Source organism: Pseudocolwellia agarivorans (assembly GCF_002000085.1).
Classification (GTDB): Bacteria; Pseudomonadota; Gammaproteobacteria; order Enterobacterales; family Alteromonadaceae; genus Pseudocolwellia; species Pseudocolwellia agarivorans.
The window spans coordinates 214,273-231,290 of the sequence record NZ_MUZU01000010.1; the positions used below are offsets into that span (position 1 = coordinate 214,273).

Annotated in this window: 18 protein-coding genes; all 18 read left to right on the plus strand. The window is 37.5% G+C overall.

The features are described from left to right. The first annotated feature begins 42 nt into the window (after window positions 1–42). The 18 genes from B0X80_RS15705 (at window position 43) to B0X80_RS15790 (ending at window position 16,489) form a co-directional block, all read left to right on the plus strand. On the plus strand, window positions 43–864 hold the full coding sequence (locus B0X80_RS15705; protein WP_077341965.1) for an ABC transporter permease subunit: 822 nt from the start codon (window positions 43–45) through the stop codon (window positions 862–864). Further along, window positions 861–1,760, plus strand: a complete 900-nt coding sequence (locus B0X80_RS15710; RefSeq protein ID WP_077341967.1) for an ABC transporter ATP-binding protein — start codon at window positions 861–863, stop codon at window positions 1,758–1,760. Before B0X80_RS15705 ends, B0X80_RS15710 begins: the two co-directional genes overlap by 4 nt. 21 nt (window positions 1,761–1,781) lie before the next feature. Next, on the plus strand, window positions 1,782–2,105 hold the full coding sequence (locus B0X80_RS15715) for a hypothetical protein (RefSeq protein WP_077341969.1): 324 nt from the start codon (window positions 1,782–1,784) through the stop codon (window positions 2,103–2,105). Window positions 2,106–2,171: 66 nt separating this feature from the next. Then, a complete protein-coding gene (locus B0X80_RS15720) occupies window positions 2,172–2,720 on the plus strand; it encodes an NAD(P)H nitroreductase (RefSeq protein ID WP_077341971.1) in 549 nt (182 codons plus the stop codon). Between the two features lie 223 nt (window positions 2,721–2,943). Next, window positions 2,944–3,231, plus strand: a complete 288-nt coding sequence (locus tag B0X80_RS15725; RefSeq protein ID WP_076420029.1) for a DUF1330 domain-containing protein — start codon at window positions 2,944–2,946, stop codon at window positions 3,229–3,231. Window positions 3,232–3,235: 4 nt separating this feature from the next. After that, window positions 3,236–4,282 (plus strand): nitrilase-related carbon-nitrogen hydrolase, encoded by a 1,047-nt coding sequence (locus B0X80_RS15730; protein ID WP_077341973.1) that lies wholly within the window; start codon window positions 3,236–3,238, stop codon window positions 4,280–4,282. A 15-nt stretch (window positions 4,283–4,297) separates the two neighbouring features. Then, window positions 4,298–5,704, plus strand: coding sequence for an aldehyde dehydrogenase family protein (locus tag B0X80_RS15735; RefSeq protein ID WP_077341975.1), 1,407 nt, complete (start codon window positions 4,298–4,300; stop codon window positions 5,702–5,704). Between the two features lie 126 nt (window positions 5,705–5,830). Then, the gene (locus B0X80_RS15740) at window positions 5,831–6,139 is read left to right on the plus strand and encodes an REDY-like protein HapK (RefSeq protein WP_077341977.1); all 309 of its coding nucleotides are present in this window, start codon (window positions 5,831–5,833) and stop codon (window positions 6,137–6,139) included. A gap of 9 nt (window positions 6,140–6,148) precedes the next feature. After that, window positions 6,149–6,991, plus strand: a complete 843-nt coding sequence (locus B0X80_RS15745) for an SDR family NAD(P)-dependent oxidoreductase (protein ID WP_077341979.1) — start codon at window positions 6,149–6,151, stop codon at window positions 6,989–6,991. Window positions 6,992–7,028: 37 nt separating this feature from the next. Next, a complete protein-coding gene (locus tag B0X80_RS15750; RefSeq protein WP_077341980.1) occupies window positions 7,029–7,889 on the plus strand; it encodes a polysaccharide deacetylase family protein in 861 nt (286 codons plus the stop codon). A gap of 52 nt (window positions 7,890–7,941) precedes the next feature. Further along, a complete protein-coding gene (locus B0X80_RS15755) occupies window positions 7,942–8,781 on the plus strand; it encodes an HpcH/HpaI aldolase/citrate lyase family protein (protein WP_077341982.1) in 840 nt (279 codons plus the stop codon). Window positions 8,782–8,884: 103 nt separating this feature from the next. Further along, window positions 8,885–9,397 (plus strand): MaoC family dehydratase, encoded by a 513-nt coding sequence (locus tag B0X80_RS15760; protein ID WP_077341984.1) that lies wholly within the window; start codon window positions 8,885–8,887, stop codon window positions 9,395–9,397. Between the two features lie 25 nt (window positions 9,398–9,422). Beyond that, window positions 9,423–10,598: an acyl-CoA dehydrogenase family protein gene (locus tag B0X80_RS15765; RefSeq protein ID WP_077341986.1), complete on the plus strand. Its 1,176-nt coding sequence runs from the start codon at window positions 9,423–9,425 to the stop codon at window positions 10,596–10,598. Between the two features lie 112 nt (window positions 10,599–10,710). Continuing rightward, window positions 10,711–11,904: a CaiB/BaiF CoA transferase family protein gene (locus tag B0X80_RS15770; RefSeq protein ID WP_077341988.1), complete on the plus strand. Its 1,194-nt coding sequence runs from the start codon at window positions 10,711–10,713 to the stop codon at window positions 11,902–11,904. A 3-nt stretch (window positions 11,905–11,907) separates the two neighbouring features. Beyond that, window positions 11,908–13,068: a CaiB/BaiF CoA transferase family protein gene (locus tag B0X80_RS15775; protein ID WP_077341990.1), complete on the plus strand. Its 1,161-nt coding sequence runs from the start codon at window positions 11,908–11,910 to the stop codon at window positions 13,066–13,068. Between the two features lie 115 nt (window positions 13,069–13,183). Beyond that, the gene (locus B0X80_RS15780; RefSeq protein ID WP_077341992.1) at window positions 13,184–14,251 is read left to right on the plus strand and encodes a chromophore lyase CpcT/CpeT; all 1,068 of its coding nucleotides are present in this window, start codon (window positions 13,184–13,186) and stop codon (window positions 14,249–14,251) included. Window positions 14,252–14,285: 34 nt separating this feature from the next. Further along, on the plus strand, window positions 14,286–15,686 hold the full coding sequence (locus tag B0X80_RS15785; RefSeq protein WP_077341994.1) for a sodium/proline symporter: 1,401 nt from the start codon (window positions 14,286–14,288) through the stop codon (window positions 15,684–15,686). 485 nt (window positions 15,687–16,171) lie between these two features. Continuing rightward, entirely contained in the window at window positions 16,172–16,489 is a 318-nt protein-coding gene (locus tag B0X80_RS15790) for a hypothetical protein (protein WP_077341996.1), read from the plus strand. The last annotated feature ends 529 nt before the right edge of the window (window positions 16,490–17,018 follow it).

Genomic DNA, 17,018 nt, shown 5'->3' on the forward strand with positions numbered 1-17,018 from the left:
TATGATAGCATTCAAATCTTATGTTTTAAGTTAAGGATACGGATGTTATCTCATTTCAGTAGTTCACGTGTTTGGACTATTACTCTTTTTGAATTAGCTCGTCTATTCGCGTCTAAGCGCGGGCTGATTGTTCTTGCTGCTTTTTCATGTCTTTGGTTTTTGATCTTTACTTATATTATAGGGTCTGCGGCTGAGTTTATAACATCTGAAAGCTTTAAAGCTCTTGCTCAACAAGCTTTTGGTAAACTTAACTTATTAGCGCTCTTGGAGTGGGAATTACCTGAATTAAGTGTTTATTGGATTATTTCAGCTTATTTATTGCCTACATTTGCGATTTTATTTTCATGTGATCAAACTTGTTCTGATCGTGAGCGCGGTACGCTACGCTTTATTTTATTAAGAACCAGTCGACCAGAATTACTTTATGGTCGATTTTTAGGGCAAGTACTGATCCTCGCTATTCTTATATTTATTACATTAATTGCTAGCTTACTTTTTTCATTACTCAATGAACAAACGGTGAGTTTTGGTTCATTAAGTTTGTCTTTTAGTATTTTATTAAAACTTATTATTATTAGCTTACCTTTTATTGCGGGAATGACGCTGATTAATGTGTTTGTTAAATCAGCTAAAATGTCATTAATAGTGTATTTTTTAATTTATATAGGCTCTGCGATAATCATTAATTTAATGACTCGTTTTGTTATGGATTTATCGTTCTTGTTTTATTTATTTCCAGGTGAACAAATTGAATCTGTTGTAGGTTTTGAAAGTAATTACGTTAATAATTATATTATTCCTTTAACACAAACTGTTGTTTATTTGGCATTAGCGCAATTTATTTTTAAAAGGTCATCACTATGAGTTTATTAATTAAAGTTGAAGGCTTAAATAAAAGGTATGGCAACAAACATGCGTTGAAAAATGTAAACTTTGAAATAAATAAAGGTGACCCTGTTGCGTTAGTTGGCCCTAATGGAGCTGGTAAAACCACACTTTTTAGTATTTTATGTGGTTATATTCCTTATGATAGCGGCAATGTATCTATTCTGGGGGAGTCGCCTAGTATTGCCGCGGTTAACCAAACATTTAGTGCATTACCGCAAGATGCTCAATTAGACCCCAAATATTCAATAGAAAGCCAATTAAAATTTTATGCTCAGCTGCAAGGCTTTAGTACTAAACAAAGTGTTATTGAAGCCCATAAAGTACTTGATATGGTAGGTCTTGAAGACAACTACAAAGTAAAACCTTTAGAGCTTTCTCATGGGATGCGTAAACGTGCCGCCATAGCGCAATCACTTATCGGATCGCCTCAATTAGTTATTTTAGATGAAGCGACTGCGGGCTTAGATCCTAAACATGCTAAAGACATTCGTGAGATTATCTCTAATCTATCAAACGAAATTACTTTTGTGCTAAGTTCGCACGACTTAAGTGAATTAGAACGTTTATGTGATCAAGTTTTGTATCTTGAAAATGGTGAACTAAAAGAGCATCAAACATTAACGTCAAAAGATGATTTTAATTATTTAACGCTACGTATGAAACAGCACTCAGATAGCTTTGTAAAAGAAGTATCCATGTTGCCGTCTGTACAAAACGTATCTCAACTTCAAGGTAAAGAATATCTTATTAGCTACACCCAATTAGACAATACTGAACCTTTTGATATTACCTTTTTAAAATATTGCCACAAACAAAACTGGATTTATTCACAGTTAGTTAACGGTAAAACCCTTGAAAATCAATTGTTCTAAAAACAAATATACATAAAAAATATGAAACCTAATACCCAAAAACTTTATGAGCTAATTGCAGAAGCCACAGACTTGTTTATTCAAAAAAACACGGGCATAAATACATCGGTTGGATTAATGGATAAAGCCCTTAGAAATAAAGGCTTAGAAGCCGATGCTGTAACTGTAGATGCTATAGCCTCTAAGAATCGATTAATATTTGTTTTACTTGATGCCAATACTGACATAGTTGGTATTGGCTTAGGCAATATTATTGAAGATAATATTGATCTGGTTGATCAAATAGCCCTTAACGAACTTAATCCTAAAGTTGCCGCTGAATTATTGGTTAAGTATTTGAAATAGCGATATTACCTTGTTAAAGGTAATAACTGTAACTTGTAGAATTGTAACTAAAAAAAGAAATTAATTATGAATAGTCTTGAATTATTATTGAATCGCCAATCTAATCCTCACCTTTGTGAACCCGCACCAGTAGGTGATGATTTACATCATATATTAAGTGCTGGTATGAGAGTGCCTGATCATGGCTGTTTAACACCATGGCACTTTACCGTTATCCAAGGTGAAGGCTTAAACACATTGAGCCAACACTTTGTAAACGCGGTAAAAATTGATACTGACGACGCTGCTAAAATAGAAAAAACCAGCAAAATGCCATTTAGAGCACCTATGATTATCGTAGTTAGCACGCAATATAAAGAACATAAAGTGCCGCAGCAAGAACAGCTTGTTGCAGCAGGTTGCAGCGTACATGCCATGCAAATGATGGCTTATAGCTTGGGCTTTGGTGCGGTATGGCGAACAGGAGAGTTAAGTTACAATAATTCGGTTAAATACGCGTTAAACATCAACAGACAAGACGATATTGTTGGTTTTTTATATATAGGTACAGAGAAAAAACAATTACCCACAAAACCAGTAAAACCTTACGAAAGTCATGTAACCTACTTAAGCTAATTTTCTCGTTATTTCTTAAGTTTAAGTAGCTAATTTAACTTTAGTTGGTTACTTAAACCGCTTAAATCATTTAATTTAACATTAATTCTTCTACAATTTGCTAATCGTCAAATCTCTCACCTAAACTCAGTGTTAACTCTTACAAAATATTGTAGCTTTGTTTTATCTATTTAGATCATAGCGTTTCATGATCACCACACATATAAAAATATAGGATATAACAATGAGTGCCTATCTAATAATAAAAGCAAGACTTACCGATAGAGAAAAATTTCAAGCCTACGCTAATGCTGTTCCTGAAGTAGTAAAAGCCTTTGGTGGTGTTTATATTGCGATAGATTCATCCCCTGAAGTTTTTGAAGGCGAAACCGAAATTGGCAGTGTTGTTATCTCAAAGTGGCCATCTAAACAAGCAGGACAAGATTTTTGGAATTCAGACGAATATAAAAAAATAATCCCGTTGCGCGCAGGTACTGGCGACTTTCACGTAATGTTAGTAGAAGGCGTATAAACGAATGACCATTCCCTACACAGCGGTAGCGCTGCAAACACGATGTTTTGCTATTAATAAACTAAATGTGCAAGACGCTCGCGCAAAAATGTTAACGAATATTGAACGTATTTCAGGGCAAGTAAGAGGTACTAAAGGTTTTGTTGGTCCACAGGTTAAGTTAGTCGTTTTACCTGAATATTTTATGACAAGTTTTCCGATGGGAGAGTCGTTACCTGAATGGAAGGCGAAAGGCGCTATTGCTAAAAATGGTCCTGAATACGATGCACTGTCGAAAATAGCGCAAGATAATGGCATTTATTTATCAGGCAATGTGTATGAGCTTGACGAACATTTTCCTGATTTGTATTTTCAAACCTCTTTTATTTTAAATCCTAGCGGCGACTGTATATTACGTTATCGTCGTTTAGTTTCCATGTTTGCTCCTACACCCCACGATGTGCTGGATAAGTATTTAGATATTTATGGTTACGAAGGCTTGTTTCCGGTAGCCAAAACAGAGTTAGGTAATTTAGCTACCGTAGCTTCTGAAGAAATTTTATACCCTGAAATCGCTCGTTCTTTAGCGATGCAAGGAGCCGAAGTATTTTTGCATAGTTCTTCTGAAGTGGGGTCTACCCAATTAACGCCTAAAGATATCGCCAAACGTGCAAGAGCGATTGAAAATTTAGCCTATGTAGTATCAGCTAATTCAGCCGGTATTGCCGACATTGATTTTCCCGCAGAGTCTACTGATGGCTTGTCAAAAATTGTTGACTACAAAGGCTTAGTTTTAGCAGAAGCAGGTATGGGAGAGAGTATGGTGGCAAATGTAGAAATAGATATTAATGCGTTAAGACGTTATAGAAATAAACCCGGTATGGGCAATATTTTATCTCGACAACGCAATGAATTATTTGCACCTATGTATCAAAAATCTGTGTATCCAGCCAATAATATGTTAACGGCTACAGGTGAAAACAAGCCGATTGAACGAAGCCATTTTATGAATACTCAAATGGAAACAATCGCTCAACTGAAAAAGTCCGGCATTATCGGTGATGTAAAGTAACTGTGAGAAAATCCAATGAAATCAATAGATATACGTAATGTTAGAACTGGTGTATACGATTACGCGTTACCATTGTGTGATGCTAATACGGTAAACTCAGCCGTAGCACAGTTAAGAACCCATCAAAAAGCATGGCAAAACACATCACTTGAACAGCGAGTGAAAGTAGTAAAACAGTTAGCTCATAAATTGAATGAAAATAAAACCGAGCTCGTTAGCGCATTAATTGCCGATACGGGTCGTTATAAAGAATCGATATTAGAAGTTGATGTAGTAATAAAAGGCATAGAGCGTTGGTGTGAACAAGCTCCTGCTGTATTGCAAAGCAAAGAAGAAAAGCAGGCAGAAGTTCCATTTCTTAAAATTAAGCAAACCATTATACCTTATCAAGTGGTTGGTGTTATCAGCCCTTGGAATTTTCCATTATTACTTTCAATGGTTGATGCTATACCAGCTTTAATTGCGGGTTGCTCGATCATACTAAAACCCAGTGAAGTAACCTCTAAATTTGTAACCCCTTTTCAAAAAGTATTAGATCAAGTACCTGAGCTATCTAAGGTGTTTTCAGTTGTTACTGGCGCAGGAGAAACTGGGCAAGCGGTTATTGAGTCAGTTGACTCACTTTGTTTTACAGGCAGTGTCGCAACGGGTCAAAAAGTGGCTGCAGCTTGTGCTCAACGTTTTATTCCAGCGTTTTTAGAATTAGGGGGTAAAGATCCCGCCATTGTTTGCCATGATGCGGATCCCATTATTGCGGCTAAAGCGTTATGTTGGGGAAGTATGGTTAACGCAGGGCAGTCATGTATGTCTTTAGAACGAGTATATGTTCATAAAGATATCGCTGAAGCGTTTATTACCGAACTAACGAATAACGTCGCTAAACTCACGCATAACTACCCAGACGTAACACAAGGTGATATCGGGCCTATTATTTCAGATAAACAAGTTCAAATTGTGCAAACACAACTGCAAGATGCAAAAGACAAAGGCGCTGAAATTTTATGTGGCGGTAATGTCGTTGAGCTTGGTGGAGGTAGCTATTGTCAGCCCACGGTAATTACTAATACGTCACCCGACATGTTAGTCGTTAAAGACGAAACCTTTGCCGCTATTTTACCGGTTGTTATTGTTGACTCTGATCAGCATGCAATTGAGTTAGCAAATGATACTGTTTATGGCTTATCAGCAGCCGTTTTTAGCCAAAATATAGACTATGCTCACCAAGTTGCTAGTGAACTCGATGCTGGAGCTGTCAGTATTAATGACGCTTCTTTAACCGCTTTAGTTCATGAAATGGAAAAACAATCCTTTAAGCTATCAGGCCTTGGTGGCTCACGCATGGGTAAAGAATCTATTTTTAGATTTGTTCGTAAAAAAGCGCACATCAGGAATGTTGGAGTTGAATCTCCTTGGTGGTTTTAAACTAAAAACCATTTAAACCCCTCCCATTTGTCATTTGTCAAAGCGCAGGGCTAGTAATTAGCCCTTGTGTCTACCATAATTATTTCAACTTAAATTTGTCCGGACAAATTATCTAGAGGAATAATCATGACTACAATCGTTGTTTTATTTAACTTAAAAAAAGACGTTAGCGTATCTGAATACGAACAGTGGGCAAAAGAAACTGATTTACCTACAGCTAGTGGTTTACCGTCGGTTGATCAATTTGAAGTGCTAAGAGCTGAAGGCTTACTTATGTCAGAAGACAATGCACCTTATCAATACATCGAAATATTAAAAATCAACAGTATGGAACAGTTTGGTACTGATGTAAGCAGTGAAGTGATGCAAAAGGTTGCACAAGAATTCCAAAGCTTTGCTGATAACCCATTATTCATTTCAACGTCAAACTTATAGAGAACAGTTATGGCTATTTATTCTGAACTTAAAAATAAAGTTGTTGTTATTACCGGTGCTGGTCGTCCTAAAGGTTTAGGTGAAGCAATGGCGAAACGCCTAGCTGAAGAAGGCTGTAAAGTTGTTATTACTGATATAGGCCAAGCCGCAGGTGAACATATGCCTGAGTCAGCGATTGGTACATCTTCTGAAATGCAAACTATAGTTGATGATATAAAAAACGCAGGCGGTGAAGCCAGTTACTTTATTTGTAATGTACTACACGCAGAAGAAGTGCAAGCAGCGGTTCAATTTGCCGTAGACACCTACGGAAAACTCGATATCTGGATAAACAATGCCGGTATCGGATATTTAATGAAGCCGATTTTAGACATGGAAGTCTCCGAATGGGATTCAGTACTCAATGTAAATTTAAGAGGTACTTTCCTCGGTATTAAGTTTGCAGCAGAGCAAATGGTTAAGCAGGGCGTTGGTGGAAAAATTATAAATATTGGCTCGCAAGCATCTAAATCAGCTTTTGCTCATGCCTCAGCTTATACAACGTCTAAACACGGTATGAACGGTATTACTCGAGTTGCTGCCCAAGAGCTGGGGCAATACCAAATTAACGTCAACCAAATTTGCCCTAACCATATCACTACTGGATTAGGCGCATGGCAAAACGAACATTTTTCTGAAGTAACAGGAAAAGGGCATGAACAATACATGAAAGACATGCGAGATCGTATTCCTATGGGACGCCCCGGTTTACAAGATGATATTGCCAAAGCATGCGCTTTTTTATGTTCAGACCAAGCGGTTTATATAACAGGCGAATGTATGAATGTATCGGGTGGCGAAGAATACCATTAGATTAACTTGTTTAAACACATCATAAAAGTTGAAGAATATGTCGAATAATTATCAATGGCCAAAAGGCGCACGTTTAGCAATGTCTGTTGTTGTTAACGTAGAAGAAGGTTCTGAATACACAGTAAAAGATGGCGATAAAGGCATGGAGCCGGTAGATGAATTAAGCGTTCATTTAAAAAAGCCTATGCGTAATTACGGTAACGAATCTAACTATCAATACGGTATTAACGAAGGCGGTCCACGCATTATTAAACTGCTTGATAAATATGATATTCGTGCTACTTGGACAGCTGCAGCATTAAGTTTAGAACGCGCACCTTATTTAGCCCAAGCGATTGCTCGACGCAACGATGAAACTTGTTCGCATGGTTACCGTTGGATCCATCAATTTAGAATGGACGAAACCGAAGAGCGTGCCTTTATTCGTAACGCTGTTGAAAGCATTAAAAAAACTACAGGTAAACGACCTCTAGGTTGGTTGTCACGCTACCTTTTAACTGAAAACACCCGCCGTTTATTACAAGAAGAAGGCTTTTTGTATCACATGGACGACTACAGTGCCGATGCGCCGTTTTGGGATGAAGTGCAAGGTTCAGACAAACCTATGGTGATTGTACCTTACGCACTTGATTCAAACGATATGAAAATGTGGGTAGCTCCTTCTTATACGCCTGAAGCATGGTTGAAATACGCGAAAGACACTTTTGATGTTTTATACGCAGAAGGTGAAGAACAACCTCGTATGATGAGCATAGGCTTACATTTACGCATTATTGGCCGTCCGGGCCGTATTTGGGCGCTAGAAGAATTTTTGAAATATGTGAGTAGCAAAGACGGTGTTTGGTTTGCAACACGGCAAGACATTGCCGAGCATTTTCAAACACATGTAAGCGTATAGCTCTTTGGTTAAAAAGCGCTTATTAACGGCGTAATAAAATATGGGAAGCATAATGAAAATTTTACGTTCACTTTTATTTGTACCCGGTTCTCGACCTGACCGTTTTGAAAAAGCCCTTGCGGCAGGTGCAGACCTTATTTGTATCGATTTAGAAGATGCGGTATTGCCTGAAAATAAATTAGAAGCCCGCCAAGCGGTAATCGACTTTATTACTCAAGGTAATCACAATATTTGTGTACGTATAAACCCGTTATCAACTCCTTTAGGTGTAGACGACTTTAATGCTTTAGCGCAAGTTAATCCCGCTTTTATTATGCTAGCCAAGTGCAGTAACCAACAAGAAATTGAACAAGCAGAACATATTTTAGCAACAACCAGAACCAATAGTTCAAATGGTTTAAACGACACTAAACTCATAGGTTTAATTGAAACGATTGAAGGCTTAGAAAACGCTAAACACATTGCACAGGGGAACCGTGTAAGCGCATTAATGTTTGGTGGGGCTGATATGTCGGCAGAGCTACGTTGCGATTTTACTTACGACGCTTTGTTATTTGTACGTAGCCAACTGGTTGTTGCCGCTGCGAGTGCTAATGTCGACATGATAGACGTACCACACATTAATTTAAAAGATACTGAAGATTTACTTGATGAAACACGCAAAGTACGCGCGTTAGGTTATACCGCAAAAGCGGCTATTCATCCTAATCAAGTTAGCATTATTCACCAAGCTTTTATGCCTAACGAGCAACAAATTGCTTTTGCACAAGACGTCATGAAAGCGGTAGATGGCCCAGATGTTGGTGCTGTTGTTGTAAACGGTCGTATGGTTGATAGACCCATTATTTTAGCCTCGCAACGTATATTACAACTTGTTGAAGCAGCATCTTAATTTGAATTGAACCTTTTTTATTTAACAAACATTTACTTAAACATCAGCGTCATTGTGGCAAGTAACAATTAAAACAACCACTTAAAATGACCTAGGAGATATCATGGTACAAAACGTAAAAAAAATCAGTGAAAACCGTTACAGAGAAACTTTTGGTCGTTACTTAGAAGAGTTTCATGTGGGAGATATTTACGAACATCGTCCGGGTAAAACGATTACTGAAAATGATAACCACATGTTCACGTTAATGACGATGAATACACATCCAATGCATTTCGATAATGAGTTTGCTAAAAAAAGTGAATTTGGAAAATGCATTGTTTGTTCTCCGCTAACGGTTGCGTTAATGGTAGGTATGAGTGTTACCGACGTAAGTCAAAAAGCTATTGCTAACTTAGGTTGGGAGAGCATTAACCTTGTTCATCCAATGTTTGTAGGCGACACGTTATATGCTGAATCTGAAGTATTAGAAAAACGTGAATCTAAATCTCGTCCTACGCAAGGTATTGTAAAAGTGTCAACTCGCGGCTTTAACCAAGACGGCGTAGAAGTATGTAACTTTATTCGTAAAATGCTTATTCCAAAAATTGGTTATGCAGTAGAAGATAAAGAATAAGTCTTAACCCAATGAGGAGAAAATTATGTCAGAAGTTTGGTCAAAAGAAGATGAGTTAGCCATTTTAGATATGATTAACAAATGGGTTGAAAACGAAGTAAGACCCATAGCAAAAGAACACGATCAAGAAGATAAATATCCACATGCACTTGTTGAACAAATGAAAGATTTAGGTTTATTTGGCGCAACAATAGGGCAAGAATTTGGTGGTTTAGGTTTACCGGCATCAATTTATGCCAAAATCGTGATCAAAGTCGCTTCAGCATGGATGGCCCCCAGCGGCATTTTTAACTCACACTTAATTCAAGCTTCTGCTATTGAACGTTGTGGTACGGCTGAGCAAAAAGAAAAGTTTTTACCACGCATGGTTACTGGAGAGTTACGTGGTGGTGTAGCGTTAACAGAACCTAACGCAGGTAGCGATTTACAGGCTATACGTACTACCGCAGTAAAAGATGGCGACGACTATATTATTAATGGCGCTAAAACGTGGATCACAAACTCCCTTAACGGTAATTCACTATTAGTGTTAGTAAAAACTGACACAGATATTAAACCACGCCACAAAGGCACCAGTTTATTTGTTGTAGAAACTAAAGATGCTGACGGTAATTTTTTACCGGGTATTGAAGTAATAAAAATGAAAAAGTTGGGATACAAAGCCATAGATACCTGCGAAGTGGTATTTACGCAATTTAGAGTATCAGCCAGTAATTTAGTAGGTGGTGTGGAAGGTAAAGGTTTTGTACAAACGGTTGGAGGCTTAGAACTTGGTCGAATTAACGTAGCAGCACGTGGAGCCGGTATTGGTTTAGGTGCAATGGAGCTTGCCGTACGTTACGCACAAGAGCGTGAAGCGTTTGGTACACCAATATGTAATCATCAAGCTATTCAATTAAAACTGGGTGAAATGGCTGCAAAAGTTGAAGCCTCGCGTTTATTAATAGAACAAGCCGCAGCTAAATATGACGCAGAAGAGCGTTGTGATATGGAAGCCGGAATGGCCAAATATTTCGCATCAGAAACGGGTGTATTTTGTGCCAGCGAAGCTATGCGTATTTTTGGTGGTTATAGCTACTCGGTTGAATACGATATTGAACGTTATTATCGTGACGCTATGCTGATGTGTATTGGCGAAGGTACTAACGAAATGCAACGTATTATTATCGCTAAACAGTTAATTGAAAAATACAAAATTTAGTTGTTAGCCATCACTCTGTATGAAATGGAATAAATTTTCCAACAGCCTGTGTTAAGCATTCAATCAATAGAATTGAAGTTAACTGCAGGCTCTTATTATAAGGTCTTTTCAAATGAAGCCAACACTCCCGCTTGAAGGTGTAAGAATTATTGCTGTAGAACAATACGGCGCAGGTCCCTATGGTTCAATGTTTTTATCAGATATGGGCGCTGAAGTGATCAAAATTGAAAACCCTAAAATAGGTGGTGATGTTTCTAGACAAACAGGGCCGTTTTTTCTGGGAGAAAACGACAGTTACTTTTTTCAAACCTTTAACTTAAACAAAAAAAGCCTTTCGTTAAACCTTAAAACTGAAGAAGGCCGTAAGGTATTTGAAGCATTAGTTAAAACTGCAGACGCGGTAACTAATAACTTACGTGGCGATCAACCTGAAAAACTAGGTATTACCTACGATGCGTTAAAACATATTAATCCTAAAATTGTTTGTGGCCATTTATCGGCTTACGGACGAGATAACGACCGTGCAAATTGGCCAGGTTACGACTATTTAATGCAAGCAGAAGCAGGTTTAATGTCGTTAACGGGCGAACCCGGACAAGCACCCGCACGCTTTGGTGTGTCTATGGTTGATTTTATGACCGGTGCAGTCGCTTCATTAGGACTAACTGCCGGCTTATTAGGCGCATATAAAACAGGTCAAGGTCGCGATGTAGATGTTTCGTTATTTGACGTAGCGCTACATCAATTGTCTTATCCTGCAACGTGGTATTTAAACGAAGGCCACGTTACTGAACGTGTTGCGCGTTCGGCTCATCCGGCAACGGTACCGTGTCAGCTTTATAAAACTCAAGACAGTTTTATATTTTTAATGGCGATGACCGATAAGTTTTGGGATATTTTAATGGGGTTATTAAACGATAGCGTATTAAGCGAAGATCGTTTTAAAGCCGTTGCTCAACGTCGTGAAAATCGTGATGTACTTACTCAAGAAATTGATCGTGTGCTATCAAGCCACACTACAGAATACTGGCTTGAACTATTAGCAGGAAAAATTCCTTGTGCGCCAGTATACGATTTACCGCAAGCGATGAATAACCCATACATTCGCGATATTGGTATGGTACGTAAAGTGCCTCATGGTGAAAACCCTGATATGGAAATTTTAGGTAATCCAATTAAAATTGATGGACAACGTTTATCAGGTAAAGCCGCAGTAGCTATGGGCGATACAACAAACGAGCTTTTAACTGAACTCGGTTATAGTGCTGAAAAAATTGCAACATTAAAAAGCCAAGGCGCGATTTAACTTATGAAACTTGATGGTATTAAAGTACTCGATTTATCCTTATTTTTACCGGGCCCTCATTTTACCATGATGATGGCCGATCACGGTGCTGAAGTGATTAGTCTTGAGCCCACAGGTGGTGAGCCAGTGAGGCAAGTAGGTTTAACACAAAACGGACAATCAGTTTGGTTTCGAAATGTTTTTCGAGGTAAAAAAAGCATTAACTTAAACCTTAAAACAGAAGAAGGTAAACAAGCTTTTTATCGACTGTGTGAAACCGTTGATGTGGTTGTAGAAGCTTTTCGTCCCGGTGTAGTAAAGCGTTTAGGCATTGACTACGACACCATCAAAAAAATTAATCCGCGTATTGTTTATTGTTCTATTTCTGCTTACGGGCAAACGGGGCCTAAAGCCTTATCTCCCGCACACGACTTAAGCATACAAGCCGATTCAGGCGCATTGTCTATTAACGAAGGTCAAGACGGAAAACCCGCACAACCTGCAATGCCTGTAGCTGATATGGCAGGGAGCTTAATGGCATTTTCAGGCGTGTTAATGGCTATTATTCGTCAACAACAAACGGGCGAGGGGGACTATTTAGATATTTCAATGCAAGACTCACTTGTTGCTTGGTACGCCAATGTAATGGGTCCTCCTTTTGCTGAAAACAGATCGCCTACTCCTAAACAAGAACGCAGCTGGGGCGGAGCTGCTCTGTATAATATTTATAAAACGTTAGATGAGAAATATCTTACTTTAGGTGGCTCTGAAATTAAGTTTGCTTATAACTTACTCATCGCTTTTGATCGTGAAGACTTATTCGAGTTATGTAAATTACCACCTGGTGTTGCACAAGATCCTGTAAAAGCGTTTTTAAGTGAAACCTTTGCTGAGCAACCTTTAGCTCATTGGGAAACATTTTTAAATAATATAGATGTATGTTGGGCACCTGTAAGAGAGTTGAATGATGCCATTAGAGATGAGCATTTAGCTCATAGAGACATGTTACTTACCGACAATAAAGGTAACTACCATTTAGGTGTGCCCATTAAATATCAAAATGAACCAGCACAGCCTAACTTCTCATTGCCTGAATTCAGTCAAGATACTAAAAACGTTTTACAATCGTTAGGTTATAGCGATGAGGAAATAAAAGTATTTCAAAATAATAAAGTGTTTTTATAAAAGCATGATTAATGATACTGACTTATTGATAATGATCATTTGTTTTTATGTTATCAATCAACAATATGGTTTGGGTATAGACAAAACTAATGAATACGTAATTTAGGGAAATAAAATGAATAACTTTTTTATTAACATACGATCTAAGGCTCTTTGTACAGTATTAAGTACCTTGTTATTTACAGGCTGTGTAACAACTACGGTTAAAAATAGTCAAAACATAAGTGACGCATCAATCGTTAAAGAAGATCCATTAAAAGAAGCTCTTTTTCACCAATGGTTTGCTGGCGAGTTTGATAATTACGAACAAAATTGGCAAGACAAAATAAATGCCGAAAAAGACAGCACCATTCAATTACATGATCATATTCATCATATATTTGCACCAATCTCTATGCCTGCATTAACGGGCGAAACCTATTTTGTAAAACAGTACATGGACGGAGATAAAACTAAAGTTTATCGCCAACGTTTGTATCAGTTTGTACGCAATGAAGAAAAGGGTGTATTACAACTTAATATTTACCGTTTTAAAGATGAAGCAAAGTATGCATTTTCTCATTTAAAACCTGAATTATTTGCCCATTTAACCACAGACGAATTATCAACCTATCCAGGCTGTGAAGTGTACTGGAAATTTACTGGTGAGTATTTTGACGGTTACATGGATCATAACGCGTGCTCGATAGTATCGAGTAGAAGTGGTAAAAAACTGTTTTTTAACGACAAACTTCGTTTATTAGACGGTGAAATATGGATTGATGATTCAGCTATTGATGAAGATGGAAAACATATTTTTGGTAACAAGCAAGGCATAGCGCATAAAAACCGTAAAGTGACTTATTTCACTGGGTGGGGTGGTAATAGAATTGGTGGTAAAGATGCTGCCGAAGACGCTAAATGGCACTTTACTAGCAAAATATTAATTCATAACGAAGGGCAAATATTCCCTCTTATTGATGATAAAACCGGAGAAAAGTCTGAATATTCAGTACAACTAGCTAAATTAACTTACCAAAACACAAAAGATCCTATTTTAAAGTTTGGTTTAATAGATAACAAAACAGGTAAAACCATAACCTACATTTGGAGCGAACAAGATAATAAAAAAATAGGAATGAACTTAAGATGGATGCAGTCAGGAATTAAAGTTAAAGAAACTCGACCGCATTTTAGCTTTTAACTTGTAATATTCTTCTAAGCATATAGGAGGCAATATGACCCGTGAATTTGTAATTCTTACTACTTTACTTGTGTATAAATTGCTTCTTATTGGTATTGGCCTTTGGGCCAGTAAACGCACAAAATCTACAGAAGACTTTTTTATTGGCGGTAAAACTTTAGGGCCTTGGGTTGCCGCTATTAGCTCATCAGCGAGTGCATCATCTGCATGGAGTTTATTAGGTGTAAGTGGAGCCGCGTATACCATGGGGTATTCCGCTATTTGGTTGTTTCCTGCTGTTGTGGGGGGCTATATTTTTAATTGGTTTTGGCTAGCCCCTAAAGTTTATAAACTCAGTATTAAAACAAACGCCGTCACATTAACCGAATTATTAGCAGGTAAGGGAAGCTGGGCAAAACCTATTGTGTGGTTATGTAGCTTCGCTATTATTTTTTCTTTCTCGTTTTATATTGCAGCTCAATTTCAAGCTGCTGGTGGAACATTTGCGAGTAGTTTTAATATGGATGCCAGCCAAGCCATTATTCTTGGCACACTTATTATTTTAATTTATACCTTACTCGGCGGGTTTTGGGCGGTAAGTGTGACTGATACATTACAAGGATCACTTATGGCACTAACAGCTATCGTTTTACCTACTGCAGCTGTAATTCAGGTTGGTGGTTTTAGCGAAATTTATAGTGGTTTACATACACAATTTACACCGCAACAACTTTCTTTTACTGGGGTACATTCAGGCTGGATGGCTTTTGCGTTTGTATTAGGTATGTTAGGTATTGGTTTGGGTAACCCAGGGCAACCCCACGTGATTAATCGATTTATGGCGCTAAAAGATAAACAATCTATTAAAACAGCCACTTATATTGGCATAGGTTGGCCTGTTATTGTTTACGGTGGCATGCTTATTTTAGGATTATGTGCACGTATATTAGTGCCTAATGCTGAAAATAACGAACAAATACTTTTTGGTGTTACTGCCTTATTATTTCATCCTGTTGTTGCAGGTATTATTATAGCTGCTGTGTTATCAGCAATTATGTCTACTGCAGATAGTCAATTATTAGTAGCAGCGTCATCACTTTCTTACGACATTAAAAAAGACTTATCAGCTAAAGCGAGTTTATTACTTTCTCGTTTAGCTGTGTTTGTTATGTGTGTTGTGTCAATGTTAATTGCTTTATATGCCCCTGAAGCTATATTTTCACGCGTACTCTTTGCCTGGGCTGCCATAGGCTCAGCTTTTGCGCCATTGCTGGTTGTATTATTAGGTACCCCGATAAAAGGGCCTTATCGATTTTTTGCTATTTTCAGTGGGTTTACTTTAACGGTTTATCTTAGCTGGCAAGAAAATACTCCCGGCGACATTGTTGAGCGCGTATTACCTTTTATTCTTGCTTTTAGTATCGCCTATTTAGGGCGTGAAAACGTTACTCGTTAATTCATCGATGAAAAACACATAATTTGTATATGTGTCGTAGAAATCATAAATATCCATTCAAATATAGAAATACATACCGTTATGCTAAGTTTGTCGCTTAGTTCCCATTGAAACTAGAATCTTGAATGATAATGAGTATAGGTATGTCGATTACATTGCAGGATTTATTTTTGCTTTAATATCGATGACTAAAATAGATAAACTTGAGAGCACTTAATGTTTTAAATCAGGATTATACATCAAGTTTAATTTTATAAAACATCAACTGTGCTTGTATACAGTTGTGGTTATTTCTCGCTTTCTACAACAAAGCAGGTTTTTTTCCTCCTTTCACGCAGCTGCTAGCATAGGTAAAAAAGTTATATTGTTGATATTTCGATTAAAGTGACTTAGTCTAGGTTTTTAAAGTTGTTTGTAAATGTTTTGTGGAAAGCAGGGTTTTTGCAAACTAATAAGCTGTTATAAACCTAAAGTTAGAAACTCCTATGTCACCTATTGAAATCGCATACACAGTCAGTATTTTTATAATATCTTTTGGATTCATTTTTATTATTAAAATGGCATTCTCGGCTATTAAAAAAATTAATACTTTCTGGCTCACCGTTACTGCTCAAAACAAAATGACTTGTTTCAAATTCTACCAAGCGTTATATGTTTCAAACGTATTTGACGAGAATGCCGAGCTTCAATTAGTTAAACGTAAGCTAATGAAATCCCTTTTATTTTTTGTTTGGTTAGTTGTATTTATATTTGCAGTAAGAAATGGGATACTTCAGTTTGTTATTTCACCTACAGGTTTATAACAAGTTGCTTAAACGGACACAAACAGCTGGCTGTGCTCGTACCTCGCTATTATAGCCAGCCATTTTTAGCCGCTTAGCAAAGCGTTATATGCAATTCATGTAGTAGGGTGCTTTAGCTAATAATTTGGTTATTAACTTTTACTTTTTAATGCGCTGCTACGAGTTTCGCTATTGTGGTTTTTCAATAGTCACTAATAAGCTTTGCCTTGTTAAAGAGACTTTTGTTGGCAAAGCTATTATTTCGTTCTGGCATTTGTGAGTAGCTCAATTTATAGTGCGTTTATTACTACCGTCTTTTACTTTGAACTTGTGTATTTATGTTTAAGTTTATCAGGCATATAACAAGCAATTCAACGGGACTTTTACAGCTGGCTGTGCTCGTCCCTCGCAAATTATAGCCAGCAATAAAAGCCCATTAATTGGGCGTTATGTTTATTCGTAATTTTAGCTATTCAATTCAATAGGAATTAAAATGTCAAATATAGAAGTTACACTTCCAGCCGTTGACGGAAGTGTTTATTGTCCGCAT